This window comes from Shewanella japonica (assembly GCF_002075795.1).
GTDB lineage: Bacteria > Pseudomonadota > Gammaproteobacteria > Enterobacterales > Shewanellaceae > Shewanella > Shewanella japonica.
Map to the genome: position 1 here is coordinate 2,028,733 of NZ_CP020472.1, position 15,213 is coordinate 2,043,945.

General features: G+C 40.9%; 10 protein-coding genes. All 10 read left to right on the forward strand.

The annotated features are described in order from the left end of the window. Positions 1-173 precede the first annotated feature (173 nt). The 10 genes from SJ2017_RS08655 (at position 174) to SJ2017_RS08700 (ending at position 15,123) form a co-directional block, all read left to right on the forward strand. Positions 174-3,056 carry a nitrate reductase gene (locus SJ2017_RS08655; RefSeq protein WP_080915496.1) on the forward strand — a complete coding sequence of 961 codons (2,883 nt, stop codon included), beginning with the start codon at positions 174-176 and terminating at the stop codon, positions 3,054-3,056. Then, positions 3,056-3,910, forward strand: a complete 855-nt coding sequence (gene cobA / locus SJ2017_RS08660; protein WP_080915497.1) for a uroporphyrinogen-III C-methyltransferase — start codon at positions 3,056-3,058, stop codon at positions 3,908-3,910. Before SJ2017_RS08655 ends, cobA begins: the two co-directional genes overlap by 1 nt. Beyond that, positions 3,903-5,243: a hypothetical protein gene (locus SJ2017_RS08665; RefSeq protein WP_080915498.1), complete on the forward strand. Its 1,341-nt coding sequence runs from the start codon at positions 3,903-3,905 to the stop codon at positions 5,241-5,243. Before cobA ends, SJ2017_RS08665 begins: the two co-directional genes overlap by 8 nt. Positions 5,244-5,245: 2 nt before the next feature. Continuing rightward, positions 5,246-5,875, forward strand: coding sequence for an ANTAR domain-containing response regulator (locus SJ2017_RS08670; protein ID WP_055024376.1), 630 nt, complete (start codon positions 5,246-5,248; stop codon positions 5,873-5,875). 329 nt (positions 5,876-6,204) lie between these two features. Then, entirely contained in the window at positions 6,205-8,862 is a 2,658-nt protein-coding gene (nirB, locus tag SJ2017_RS08675; RefSeq protein ID WP_080915499.1) for a nitrite reductase large subunit NirB, read from the forward strand. Next, complete coding sequence (nirD, locus tag SJ2017_RS08680; protein ID WP_055024378.1) at positions 8,859-9,185, forward strand: nitrite reductase small subunit NirD; 327 nt, start codon at positions 8,859-8,861, stop codon at positions 9,183-9,185. The genes nirB and nirD overlap by 4 nt, the downstream gene beginning before the upstream one ends. Positions 9,186-9,196: 11 nt before the next feature. Continuing rightward, positions 9,197-10,663: a NarK family nitrate/nitrite MFS transporter gene (locus tag SJ2017_RS08685; protein ID WP_080915500.1), complete on the forward strand. Its 1,467-nt coding sequence runs from the start codon at positions 9,197-9,199 to the stop codon at positions 10,661-10,663. Between the two features lie 69 nt (positions 10,664-10,732). After that, positions 10,733-12,607 carry a bifunctional protein-serine/threonine kinase/phosphatase gene (locus SJ2017_RS08690; protein ID WP_080915501.1) on the forward strand — a complete coding sequence of 625 codons (1,875 nt, stop codon included), beginning with the start codon at positions 10,733-10,735 and terminating at the stop codon, positions 12,605-12,607. Positions 12,608-12,950: 343 nt separating this feature from the next. Continuing rightward, positions 12,951-13,490: a hypothetical protein gene (locus SJ2017_RS08695; protein ID WP_055024380.1), complete on the forward strand. Its 540-nt coding sequence runs from the start codon at positions 12,951-12,953 to the stop codon at positions 13,488-13,490. A 46-nt stretch (positions 13,491-13,536) separates the two neighbouring features. Continuing rightward, a complete protein-coding gene (locus SJ2017_RS08700) occupies positions 13,537-15,123 on the forward strand; it encodes a beta strand repeat-containing protein (protein WP_080915502.1) in 1,587 nt (528 codons plus the stop codon). Positions 15,124-15,213 lie beyond the last annotated feature (90 nt).

Here is a 15,213-nt window from a genome sequence, read left to right on the forward strand (position 1 = left end):
TGTGTTTTCAATGGTTTGCGCTTAATTGGTGCAAAATAATGCACTTATCTAGAACAGTTTTTGATTGAAACCTTACCCTCAGATTTAAAACATCTTTAAAATCATCACTTTGGCTATTGGCACAACTTTTGCGATGTTATTGACATAGAATTTTGTCAGTAAAAGGAAGTTGCATGTCTCATATCCGGTCTAGTATCCAAACAAGTTGTGCTTATTGTGGAGTAGGCTGTGGTGTTAGTGTTTCGCCTCTTGCAGAGGTAACGCCGCATGTTAACGATGAGCAGAAAAACTCAAAAGCAAGTGCACCCATGTATAACCTTGAGGGTGATCTGCAACATCCAGCTAATAAAGGACAGTTATGTGCTAAAGGCGAACGTTTACTAGAAAGCTTGGTTCAGCCTAATACACTGCGTTATCCCAAACGTAAGTCAGGTAAGCCAATTGACTGGGATGTGGCGTTAACAACAATTGCAGACTCTTTTACAAAGACAATTGCTGAGTTCGGGCCAGACTCTGTGGCTTTTTATTTATCTGGTCAGTTGCTAACTGAAGACTATTACGTAGCAAACAAGCTTGCTAAAGGCTTTATTGGTACAGCCAATGTAGATACCAATTCACGTTTATGCATGTCATCGGCTGTGAGTGGGCATATGCGTGCCTTTGGTGAAGATGTCGTGCCGGGCTGTTATGACGATTTTGAGCAAACGGATGTTATTGTGTTAGTTGGGGCGAATAGCGCTTGGACTCACCCGGTTTTATTTCAACGAATGATTAAAGCGCGCGAGCAATCTGGTACAAAAATCATTGTGGTTGACCCAGCTAAAACGGCCACTTCGGCTCAAGCAGATTTACATTTACAAATTACGCCTGGCACTGACAGTCTGTTGTTTAATGGTTTATTGCAGTTTATTTCTGAAAATGAGGCTCAAGATAAGGCGTACATTGATGAGCACACAGAAGGTTTTGATGTTGTACTTCACACCCTATCTTCACAAACTGATCTTGTTAAAACTGACCAGCTTGCATCGTCTTTAGGCTTGACGGAAAGCGAATTAACTCAATTTTATCAGTTGTTTATTGCCAATGAAAAAGTCATTACTGCCAGTTGTCAGGGAGTGAATCAGTCTACTTCAGGTACCGAAACGACGAATGCAATCATCAATTGCCATCTCGCGCTTGGTCATATTGGTAAAGTTGGCTGCGGTTTCTTTTCTTTAACTGGTCAGCCTAATGCGATGGGCGGGCGAGAAGTAGGCGGACTTGCCACACAACTTGCTTGTCATATGGGATTCTCTGCTCCTGAACGACAGTTATTAGCAGATGTATGGCAAACCGAATCCATTGCTAAAGATAAGGGGTTAACTGCAGTTGAATTATTTGATGCAATGGCTGATGGCAAAATTAAAGCCGTATGGATCATGGGAACAAACCCGTTAGTTTCATTACCGAACACAGCAAAAATACAGCAGGCACTTGATGCTTGCCCATTTGTGGTGGTATCAGATATCACCCAAGATGCCGCAACAGCAAAACAAGCCGACATATTATTACCTGCTTTAGGTTGGTCAGAAAAGTGTGGCACTGTCACTAACAGCGAACGTGTTATCACTCGTCAACGTGGCTTTATACCCGTTAAAGGCAATGCAAAACCTGATTGGTGGGCACTCGCTGAAGTCGCAAAACGCATGGGGTTTAGCGCAGCATTTACATTCTCAAGCAGTGCGGCTGTGTTTAAAGAGTTTGCTCAGCTTTCAAAAGCAGTAAAAGCACAATTTCCTGAAAAACAATTTGATATCTCTGGCATGAGTGAATTAACTGATGCTGAATACGACAGGTTAGCGCCAACTCAATGGCCAGTAACAAGTGCCGCAATGCTTGGACAAACTGAGCGTCGATTATATCAAGATGGGCTATTTTCAACGCCTTCTACTAAAGCGCAGTTTATTGCAACACAGCCGCTCAAGTCAGAGTTGAGTGTCGGTCAACATCAAGTATTACTCAATAGTGGCCGCAGTCGAGATCAGTGGCATACCATGACTCGCACTGGCCACATTGCCAGTCTTAGGGCGAGTATTCCTGAGCCACTTGTCGCGTTACATCCAATCAAAATTCAACAGCTTGAGTTAAATGATGGCGATTTAGTGTGTTTTGCAACGCCTGATGCTGAGCGTGATCTAGTAAGTTGCGAACAGAGCACATCGAATGTTCAAGCTGCGGCGAGGGTTGTTGCCGACGACAATCAATCTCCCGATATGGCTTTCATGTCTATGCATTGGTCTTCGCAATTCTCCCTTGGTAAAGGAGTGAATCAAGCACTAAATAGTCAGTTAGACTCAATATCGAAGCAACCTGGCTTTAAATGCCAAGCAACAACCATTACTAAAGTAGAGCTGGCATTACAAGGGGTTATCTTTGGCGAGCATGACCCGTTATTTACCGGCACATGTTGGAATGTTCAGCAAAGTTTGTCAGCGGGTGAGTGTTATCACATCGCTTTTGATGATGCGGAAAAAGGCTTTAATTTTCAGTCTACTAGTTACTCTTTAAAGTGGACGGTGAGCTTACTGAATAAGCAAGTTATTCATGTGCAGTGCAATATGAATCAGGGCCAATTAGTGTCGCTTAAATTGCTAAGTAAGCAGCAAGTTGAAGTCGCCCTTGAGCCGATGCATCTTCTTATCGGTGAAACAGTAGATACAGGGCTAATGAACCGATTACATCAACTGATTAAAGCTGGCAACAGTCCGCTTATTTGTGCGTGTACTGGTGTCACAGAGGCCAAAATTCAGGATTCAATGCTGCAAGCGTTAGATAATTTGGTGTTTGCTCAACGGACAAGTGGTAATGAAGCGATATTGTGCCAAGGTGATTTTGAACAAGCGCTTGAACAGACACAGTCAGAATTGGGTTGTGGCAAGCAATGCGGCAGTTGCCATAGTGAAGTGGTGCAATGTGCAAGTGATGTTTGGCTACTTGGTCTTGAAGATATGGCAATAGAGACTGTGGCAGTAAAAAATAAAAAACAATCCAAATCAACTCAAGAGGAGGTGGCGTGATGAGTCATTCAATCAGTCAATTAGTGAACCATAGTGTTGCTGGGAGTAATCCTTCTAATGTTACTAGCAGCGAGTTAGTTGCTGGTGAGGTTGAGATTGTTGGCGCAGGTTGTGGCCAACTTGATTTGTTGACCATTAAAGCCGCTAGAATTATTTCTCAAGCTGACGCATTAGTTTACGACAGCCTAGTAAGCAGTGATATTTTATCTCTCGTTTCAGTTGATTGTGAACGACACTTTGTCGGAAAACGTTGTGGTCAACCTAGTTATAAGCAAGATGATATTAACTCCTTGTTGGCCAAATTAGCCTTTCAAGGAAAAAAAGTTGTTCGTCTAAAAGGAGGCGATCCGCATATCTTTGGTCGCGGTGCTGAAGAGTCGCTATTTTTAGCAAAAAATGGCCTGATAAGCCGATTTACACCGGGAGTAACAGCGGCATTAGGTTGCGCATCGAATACGGGTATTCCGCTTACTTTTCGAGGAACCGCACGTTCAGTGACTTTAGTGACGGGAACTAAGTTTGACCAAGCCCCCACACATTGGAAAGCATTACTCGCAGCTGAGTCGACACTGGTATTTTATATGGGTAAAGAGCAGGCCAAGGCTATTTCAGCTGGGCTACTCGCTGTTGATGCGCCAGCTGATTTACCCGTTGCTTTTATCACAAATGGCGGCAGACCCAATCAATTAGTGACTTACGCCAATGTCTCAACGATGGCAGAACAAGCTGAAACAATTAAAGACTCTGGCCCGACACTGATTATTATTGGTGAAGTGGTTGCTGTTGGGCAAGAGCTAGCTGCTTTACTTGCTGATGTCAGTGCGACATCAATGGCCGAGGTCGTCAATGGTTGAACAACATTCAAAAACACAGCTTGATGCTGATGACTTTGATAACCGCAAGCTGGTTAAAGCATTAGGTAAAGGCGTGAAAGGTAGCCGAAGTTTAAATTTTGCTGAGGCATCTCATCTCATTAGGGCTTTCGCTAATGGGGAGCTATCATCTGCTCAAATGGCAGCTGCAATGATGCTAATGCGAGTCAGAGGTGAGTCAGTTGAAGAGCTTGCAGGCGTTGCTTCTGGGCTAAAGCAGCTTGTTGGCAAAGAATGGCAAGACCTTAATGCGGACATAGATTGGCCAGTATATGCTGGAAAGCGAGAGCAATTACCATGGTTATTATTAGCCGCTAAAACAATCGCGCGCAAAGGCCAAACGATTATTTTACATGGTGACAGCCAGTCTCTTCCTCACCGAAGACATGTAGAGTCTTTTATTTCGGCGTTAGACATTCCACGCTGTTTTACCGCAGAGCAAGCTAAAGTTAATTTAGCAAAAACAGGGATTATTTATGTCAATTCTGCCGATATCGTTCCTGTGCTCAATGATTGTCGCCGCTTGCACCAGGAGTTAGGCCTTCGTAGTTTAATTCAAATGTCAGTTCGCTGTATCAATCCTACCAATGCACCATTCAGTTTACGTAGTTATTTTCACCCAGGTTTAGATGAGCAGCACCAACAAGTCGCAATGTTACTAGCAGAGCAGCAAGCTTGCGATACTTTAGCAAAGCAACATGCCGACATTGCGATTTTTAAGGGGTTACAAGGTGAAACAGAAATCAATCCAAGAGTGAGTACAAGTGTAAAATTGCTTAGATTTGGTGCAAGTGGCGATAAGCAAACACTTGAATTGAACCATGTTGATCTTCCTACTCAGCTTGAAGCATTTGTTGGCGCTAAAGTAGGGCAGTCGGACTTGCCAGCTTATTTGCTTGCACAACTTTGGCACGGGGAAGATATTGCTGAAAGCGAACTTACAGATGGGCAATTACAACAAGCTATGGCCAGTATTACTGCGACTGTCGCATTAGTGAAAATGCTATCAACACCGAGTTTAGCAATTGACACTGCCCTAACATATGCAAGTAAAAGTTGGTTATGTAGAAATAACGTTGCTCAATTAAATAAGCTATCTATTCATAATGCTCACCAATTTGATACGTCTGAAAATGGCATTAATAATCAACAGTTAACGTGTAGTGAACACGTTGGCTGGGCTGACGAACAACAAAATGATATTCAACAAGAATTTATCTCTGGTAATTCTGATTTTAATCCTATTTGTGAAACTGCATACGATCACTCTTCATCAAGAGAGTATCAAAGTAAGCAGCGTGAGGTGAGGACTTAGTCGTGGTTAACTTAGTATATCGAGATCCTTCATTTACCAATGAAAACGTGTTTATCGATTGTATGTCGGAGTTGAGTAGTATCGACCCGTGTATGGAAGCAAGTTCTTTGAGTCAGTTAGAGCGCCAAATTATAAAAGGCAATGCTCTTTGTTTGGTGTTTTTTACTGAGTCTTTGACGCCACTGCAACAGGTATTCATTGAGCGTTTATTAATGGTAACGGCACTGCCAATTATTGTTAATGCGTACGCATGGGATGAAGAATTATTAAAGAGTTTATTACAGTGTGGGCGAGTGACATTTGTACCAGAAAAACTGACGCCTAAACGATTAAAGTCATTAGTTGGCTTGGCTAAAATTCGCTTTAATAGTGCTTCAACTATGCTTGAGAAAGTCAAAGAGTTAGATGAAAAGTGCACTGACTTAAAACGTGTATCAAGGGCTAAATCATTATTACAACGTCAGGGAGTGACAGAGGCTCAAGCACATAAAATGATTCAGAAACAAGCAATGGACAAGTCGATCAGTTTTGCTGAAATGGCCAATGAAATCATTTTAGCGGCGCAACAACTTGAAGCAAAGCGTGTGCATCAAATTGGTGCGTGTGCCCATGGTGCGAACAGCAAAGCCTAGTGTTGGTAAGTCTTTTGTAAATATAATCCTTTGTTTTTATGTACTTATATTTACATTGTAATTGGCATAGTCAATGCAACACATAATCATAAATGAATAATACCGAAATTAACTCAAACGCATTCGTTAACGCTCGAATGACTTAAAACGTGATAAACGATATAGCAGGCAATGGCGTCTTTACTATCATCCGTTTTAGAGTCAATGAGAATAACAAAGTATATAAAGTTTTAATTTAAAAATTGGAATAAAGGCAATGGCGCCATCTCTGCTTGCGGAGATCGGCGCCTTTTTGTTTTTTGATTTCAAAAATAAAAAAGGAGCCAACGATGGCTAATTCTACAGGAACGTCGAATTCACCGACAACGGTCAACAAAAAACCTAAATTGGTTGTGATCGGTAACGGTATGGTCGGGCACCATTTTATCGAGCAATTATGCAGTCAAGGGTTTCAAAAGCAGTTTGATGTTGAGGTTTTTGGTGAAGAACAACGCCCAGCTTATGACAGGGTGCAACTATCTAAATACTTTGAAACAGGCAGCGCTGATGAGCTGATGTTAACAAGTGCGCAAGATTATCTAGATTGGGGTATCAAGCTGCACCTTGATACCCGAATAACTGAATTAGATACACAATCTAAAAGCATTACTACAGAAGATGGTGTCACGAGTCATTATGACAGCTTAGTGTTAGCCACAGGCTCTTATCCTTTTGTACCACCCATTAATGGTAATGACAGAGAACGTTGTGTTGTTTACCGTACCATTGAAGATTTGCAAGATATTGAAGCTGCGGCTAGTCAATCTAAAGTGGGTGTCGTCGTCGGTGGTGGCCTGCTAGGCCTTGAAGCTGCTAATGCTTTGATGGCACTTGGTGTGCAGACTCATGTTGTTGAATTTGCCCCACAATTAATGCCTGTTCAGTTAAATGATAAAGCGGGTGATTTATTAAAGAGTAAAATCAATGATCTAGGGGTTACCGTTCATACCTCAAAAGCCACTACCGCTATTATTGATGGCGAGTCAGCGATGCATCGTATGACTTTTAATGATGACAGTTTTCTTGAAACTGACATGATTGTTTTCTCTGCGGGTATCCGTCCTCAAGATGCGCTTGCTCGTTCAAGTGGATTGCAAATGGGAGAGCGTGGCGGTATCACAATCGACGATAATTGTTTGACTTCAGCAGCAGATGTTTACGCTATTGGTGAATGTGCATTATGGCAAAACCGCATTTTTGGTTTAGTGGCACCTGGATATCAAATGGCACGTGTAGCGGTAGCAAGTCTCGTGGCTAGCTTAACTGATACGGCAACATCATCAACTGCCTTTACTGGTGCAGACATGAGTACCAAGCTCAAATTACTTGGTGTCGACGTTGCTGCAATCGGTGAAAGCCGTGGCTTTGAAAATGCCCAGTTTGTGGAATTATCGGACAACCAATCGGGCATTTATAAAAAGCTTTGGTTAGATGAAACGGGTAAATTCTTAAAAGGAGCTGTGTTAGTTGGTGACAATAGTGACTATAACCGTTTGCTTGATTGTTATTTATCTCAGGATGAAATTGAAGGTAATGCCGTTGATTTATTAATGACAGGTGAAGAGTCAGCTGCAGATTTGAAAGACACTTCAATTATCTGTTCATGTCACCAAGTCACAAAAGCGGACATTGTGAGTTCTGTAAAAGAAGGCAATCACACAATTGCAGAAATCAAGTCTTGTACCCGAGCAGCTTCAGGTTGTGGAGGTTGTTCTGCACTTGTGAAGCAAGTCATGGATGAAGCGCTTATTGCAGAAGGTGTTGAGTGTAATACCGGCATTTGCGACCATTTTGAGCATGATAGACAATCTCTATATCACTTGTGCCAGGTAGAAGGTATTGAAGATTTTGATACGTTAATTTCTAAGCACGGTAAACGCTCAGCAACAGGTGAAGCATCAACATTTGGTTGTGATCTTTGTAAACCCGCTGCAGCTTCCATTTTTGCATCGCTACAAAACAAATATGTGCTTAACCAAGACAGCAGTCATGTGCAATTACAAGATACTAATGATGCTTATTTAGGTAACTTGCAAAAAGATGGCACCTATTCAGTGGTGCCTCGTATTGCAGGTGGTGAAATTACTCCAGATGGCTTAATTGCGATTGGTGCGGTGGCCAAAGAGCACGATTTATATACCAAAATTACCGGCGGACAACGTATCGATTTGTTCGGTGCTAAATTATCAGAGTTACCAGTCATTTGGCAGAAGTTGATTGAAGCAGGCTTTGAGACTGGTCATGCCTACGGTAAGTCACTACGTACGGTTAAATCTTGTGTGGGTAGCACTTGGTGTCGATATGGCGTACAAGATTCTGTTGGAACAGCCATTGATTTAGAAAATCGCTATAAAGGGTTACGTAGTCCGCACAAAATTAAGTTTGCTGTGTCGGGGTGTACTCGCGAGTGTGCAGAGGCGCAAAGTAAAGATATAGGTGTGATAGCCACTGATAAAGGCTGGAACTTATATGTGGCTGGTAACGGCGGCATGCGACCTCGTCATGGTGACTTATTTGCCACTGATTTAGATACGCCTACACTAATACAATATATCGATAGAGTATTGATGTTCTATATTAAAACAGCAGACAAGTTACAGCGTACTTCAGTGTGGATGGAGTCACTAGAAGGTGGTCTTGAGTATCTACAATCTGTAGTAATTGAAGACAGTTTAGGGATTGCTAGTGAATTAGATGCTCAAATGAGTCGAGTTGTTGATGCCTATCAATGTGAATGGAAAACAAGTCTTGAAAAACCGGAGTTTTTGGCTCGCTTCAATGAGTTTGTTAACCCAGAAGCTAAACCTGAGGGAGAAACTCATCTATACCATCGTGTGCGCGAACAACGATTCCCAGTCGATATAGCATCATCTGGCGCTGGCAATATTGCGATTAAAGATATTACTGCTGAACAAAATGAGCAAGAAGCTGTGGAGGAACTAGTATGAGTTGGGTAACGGTATGTAATGAGTCAACTTTGCCTCAAGGAACAGGTGTAGCAGCTTGGGTTGCTGGCAAAGCAGTTGCCATTTTTGATTTAGGTAAGCATGGTTTATATGCTATTGATAATGTTGATCCAGCAACAGGGGTAAGTCTACTCGCCCGTGGGTTAATTTGCGATATGGAAGGAGTGCTTTGTGTTGCATCGCCATTATATAAGCAACATTACAGCCTAGAGACAGGCGTGTGTTTAGAAGATGAAGCACTCGTTGCTTCACCTTACGAAATTAAAAAGGAAGCTGGCCAAGTATTGGTTTTGGCTAAGTCATAGGGACATGTCGTATGAGTTCTGAGAAATTTAATTTATTGTCGTTTTCGGGGAAGATGAAAACGCTGCATTTAAGCTGGATTGCATTTTTTATTACCTTTGTGGTTTGGTTTAATGCGGCACCCTTGTTAAGTGTTATAGCTGATAGTTTGGGGTTAACTAAATCACAGATTAAAACCTTGTTGATTTTGAACGTTGCATTAACCATTCCTGCACGGATTATTATTGGAATGGTGACAGATAAGTATGGCCCAAGGTTAACTTACTCTGTGCTTTTAGGTGTTTGTTCTATACCTTGTTTTATGTTTGCAGTGGCTAATTCATTTGAACAATTGGCATTAGCGCGCTTTTTAATTGGCTTTATTGGTGCTGGTTTTGTGATTGGTATTCGCATCGTCAGTGAGTGGTTTCCAGCGAAAGAGTTAGGTACAGCAGAAGGCATTTATGGCGGCTGGGGTAATTTTGGTTCAGCTGCAGCAGCATTTACTTTACCTGGATTAGCCATCTTTTTTGGGGGCGAAGACGGATGGCGATACGCGATTGGCTTAACAGGGTTAATTAGCTTAATTTTTGCATTTGTTTACTATTTTAATGTCACCGATACACCAAAGGGGTCGACTTATTTTAAACCCAAAAAAGCAGGTGGATTAGAAGTCACCAGTAAAGGGGATTTTGCTTTATTGATGTTTATGAAGCTTCCTATGTACGCTACGTTAGCCTTGTTAGCATGGAAGTTGTCGCCTGCTGGCGTGAGTATGTTAGCAGAGCAAACAACCCAGTTAATTTATGCTGGTTTAGTACTTATATTACTGGTGGACATTTATCAAACTTATCAAGTTAACAAAGATATTTTTGTCAACGAGGTGCCAGAGTTTGAGCGGTATCCTTTTAAACAAGTGGCCGTATTAAATGTGCTGTATTTCACCACTTTTGGCTCTGAGTTAGCCGTTGTATCAATGCTGCCGTTATTTTTTGCTGAAACATTCGGCTTAGGCATGGCGCAAGCTGGTATGGTTGCTTCAAGTTATGCCTTTATGAATCTAATGTCTCGACCTGGTGGTGGCTGGTTAAGTGATAAATTCGGACGTAAGAATACCTTACTAATTTTAACCGCTGGTTTGGCTGTTGGATACTTTGCGGTAGGCCAAATAGACGGTAGTTGGGCATTACCGCTTGCTGTTGTTGTGGTTATGGCATGTTCATTCTTTGTTCAAGGTGGTGAAGGGGCAGTATTTGCTGCCGTGCCATTAATTAAGCGTCGTTTAACTGGACAAATTGCTGGTATGACAGGAGCTTATGGTAATGTTGGGGCTGTGTTTTTCTTAACGGTTTACTCAATGGTTTCAACCTCTGTATTCTTTTACGTTATTGCTATTAGCGCTGTGATTGGTTTCATCACATTATTCTTTATGACAGAGCCCAAAGGTCATATGGCTGAGGTGAATGAAAAAGGTGAAGTCACACTAATTAGTGTTAATTAGATTTTTATCTATCTCAATCACTAACACCGTATCACTAGAACGATACGGTGTTGGTGTTTAAAGGGTTTTATGCAATCACATCTAAAAAACCAAGCATTGAGTCATATCACTAACAAAGGACATGATAAAGAAACCGACGTTGAACAAGACATTATATTGTCATCATCAGACACTGGTTTAACTTTGCCGAACAATAAGCAAGAACAATTACCAATATCGGGTGCTCTTGAAGTGCATGCGGGGCAATATTCAGATAAAGGCCGAAAATCAGAAAATGAAGACGCAATTGGTATAAAAATTCCAACCGGATTAATGTTAACCACTAAAGGTATTGTGAGTGTTATCAGCGATGGGGTGAGTGCGGCTGAAGGTGGTGCGAAAGCATCAGCTATTAGCGTATCTAACTTCATCGCTGATTACTACTCAACCCCCGAGTCTTGGAGTGTTTTAACGTCAAGTACACGAGTATTAACTGCACTTAACCGTTGGTTGTATGGTCTTGGTCAAGACTATAGAGATGCTCGTAAAGGCTATGTCTGCACTTTTAGTGCTTTGGTATTTAAGTCTTGTTCTGCGCACATGTTGCATGCTGGAGACTCTAGAATATACCGATTCAGGCAAGGCGAATTAGTTAAAATAACCCGAGACCACAGCACATCAGTAAATGAATATACAAGTTATTTAACCCGAGCTTTAGGTATGGATGTAAACCTTGAGGTTGATTATAAGCAGCTGAATCTTGAGGTTGGTGACTTATATTTACTAACAACTGATGGTGTTCATGATGTGTTGACTGATCATGAATTAAAAAAGATGTTAGCTGTATTTCAAGAAAATAATATCACGATCTCAGATCAAGCTTGCGAGCACTTCTGTCAGCAACTCACCGACAAAGCTTTCAAGTTTGATAGTAAAGACAACCTTAGTGCTCAATTAATTTCAGTTTCACAATTACCCACTCAAGCGATAGACGATGTTTATCACAAGCTCGCTAGCCGTCCTTTTCCGCCTCCAATGGAAGTAGGAATGCGTTTAGATGATTACGAAATTATAAAAGTGATTCACCAAAGTCAGCGCAGCCAGGTGTATGTTGTCAAAAATAGCCAAGGCGAAGTACGTTGTATGAAAACCCCATCAGTTAATTATATTGATGATGGTGCATATATAGAGAGATTTATGCTTGAGAGCTGGATTGGTCACCGAATCAATAGTCAACATGTAGTTAAAGTCGTTGATCACCACCTTAATAAGTCGGCGCTCTATTATTTAACAGAATATTTAGAAGGCTTAAGTTTGGCTGACTGGATGGCACAACATCAACGAGGTCCAGTTGAAGATGTATTGCAATTACTCAAACAAATTGAAACAGGCATTCGCGCGTTTCATCGTAAAGAAACATTACATCAAGATTTAAAGCCAGATAATATTTTTATTACTCGTGAAGGGGTGGTGAAAATAATTGATTTCGGCGCTTGCCATATTAAAGGTATTGCGGAAATTACAACGCCGCTAAAACGCGATCAAATTCTTGGTACTGCAGATTACACATCACCTGAAGTGATTTTAGGGTATCAAGCTGACGGGCGTGCTGACTTGTTTTCATTTGCTGTGATAGCGTATGAAATGTTAGCAGGTGAGCAACCTTTTAAAGGTCAGTTGGCCAAATGCCATCAGCACAGCGACTTCTTAAAGCTAAATTATGTACCTGTTTTCAAAACAAACCCTATGGTTCCGGAGTGGATGGATACGGCATTAGAAAAAGCCTTGTCTATAGAGCCTTCATTTCGTTTTGTTGATACGAATGAATTTATTCACGCTTTAACCACGCCAGCAAAGGCTGAGCCTAAAACAACCATTCCTTTTATTGAGCGAAACCCTGTAAAGTTTTGGCAAACAGTCAGTGTAATTTTGCTTATTTGGTCACTGTATTTATCACTTGTGTGATGAGTATAAATCAAGTTTATTCTGCTCAAATACGTAATCCATTTTAGTCAATCTTGTTTGTCCAATACTTAATCTTGTTTTCCATTCCTGCTTTTCAGCTCAACCTTTCGTTATATGTCATTTTAATGGCGCTTTTCAATATTTTGATTGTATATCAATATGTTAGATTGTTTAGTTTGATAATTCCTTATAGTACAAAAGTGGGGGTTAGGATACATTTTAGTCTATTGGTCTAAGTTCCTTTAATACTCGGGGTGGATTCAGAACACATTATATCGAGTAATACTAAATTCACTGGAAATGTAAAGGGAATAACTCTTTTACAAAGTGAAGGGCAGGAAGCATGGACTTATTCAAGCGTGAACAATTACATCGCGTTAAAACAATAGCAGGGATGTTATCTGTTGCTGTATGTCTAGCTTCTTTTCCTAGTTTCAGTCAGTCAGATTTAAGTGATTTTGATGAACTCGCAAGTGGGACCAATATTGCTCGAGCTGTTCAGGATGGTAGCGATAACTCATTAAATTTAAATCAATCTGGTGTAGATAATCAATCTAGAACATTTCAAAACGGTTTCACGAATACGATAAATATTGACCAGCAAGGTTCACAACATTATGTCTTGGCATCGCAATTTGGTGCCAATGTAGAAGCTGAAATATTGCAAGTCGGTGTTGGAAATGTCGTTTTATCTGCTCAGCAGGGTGAAAACCTACTTTTAGATGTGATGCAAACAGGAACAGGAAACGTAGCTTTAATACAACAAAGTGGTTACGAGAATTCAATCGAGATCCAGCAGTACGGATCTGGGAATGCAGTAGGTGTACTCCAGTGGGGTAATTCGCAACACGTTGAGGTAACTCAGCAATGTTGCAGTAATTAACCTTGATTAAATTAATTAATAATACACAGTAAAGGGAAATACGATAATGAAACATTCTAAATTAGCAATATTAGTGTCAGCTGCGATTTTAGCGTCAAGCAGTGCATATGCAAGTTCTGATAATGAAGCAACCGTTGATCAAACCGGTAATGGCAATGGTGCCACTGTTACTCAAGTTTTGAACAGCGAAAATAATGATGCATTTATTACTCAATCAGGTGATACCAATACCGCGTCAGTAACACAAGAAGATACTTCTGAGACAATGGGCTCTATTACTCAAACTGGTAATCTAAACCAAGGTAGTATTTTTCAGCATGATGATACACAGTCTGCGACAGGTATTATCAGCACAACTGGTAATGAAAACGTAGCTGCTATCGAACAGCGCTTCAATAATGGTGCAAATGCGGCCTCACTTGTAAATCAAAATGGCGATAACAATAACGCTAATATTTTACAGGATAATGGGGATGCAGCTAACTCTACAATTAATCAAAATGGTTCTGGTGATATTGCGGACATTTATAACCATTGGTCTGATTATGCAGATGCCACAATTACTCAAGCAGGTGGACCTTTGAATAATGCTTCAATTATTCAAGAATCTTCAGATGGTGCAGTTGCTTCGATTGATCAAAATGGTACTGGTAACCAATCAGTTGTTAGTCAAACGACATTGAACTTTGGTTATATAGCTAGTTCTGATGATACTGTTGCTGCTGTTAGTCAAGAAGGTGACAATAATATAGCAAATACGACTCAAACTGGTTTATCTAACGATGCAAATGTAATGCAAATGGGTAACGACAACCAAGCATATGTTACTCAATCTAATTTAAATAACATGGCAGATGTTGCTCAAACGGGTGATAGTGGCTTAGCGACTGTAACTCAGGACGGTGAGAATGGCCAAGCAATGGTCGCTCAATCAGGATTTAGTCAAACTGCCACTGTAACGCAATCTGATTATGATCAAATGGCAAATGTAACTCAAAGTAACTCTGGTAACTCTGCAACAGTTACTCAAAGTGGTTCAGCAGCTGGTATGGGGAACTCTGCCACAGTTGATCAAGCGGGTACTGATGATACTGCAATCGTTATGCAAAGTGGTGACTCTAACACGGCTTTAGTTAGCCAAACAGGTTCTAGTGTTTCAAATGATATTAATGTTTACCAAACTGGCGCAGACAACTACGCTGGTGCAAAAACTGGTTATAACGCAGATAACACTATTACTATCACTCAAACTGGTAATGGGAATTCTGTAACGGATAACGCTAATTCTTCAAGTTTCTATGGCACAGGATATGGTGCTGGAACATGGGGTAGCAATAATACCGTCAATATTACTCAAACTGGTAACGATAACAGTGCATATGCTGATGGTTCAAGTAATGGTTCAATGGTTGATATCGTACAAACAGGTGATATGAACGAAGCGATTGGTGAGTCATGGCTTGGTTCTGGCAATGATATCGATATCTTGCAAACAGGTTCAGATCATTTTGCTGACGTTTATGCCAATGGAAGCATGAATACAACCTTAGTTACTCAAACTGACATGGGCAACAATGCAGTTGTGACTCAAGTGGGTTCAAACAACATGGCAACTGTTACTCAAGGTATGTAGTACTAAAGTATACAAAAGGGATTTTTAACACCCTTTAGGCTAATTGTTAAAGCCAGATTAGCTTGCTAATCTGGCTTTAATGATACAGGT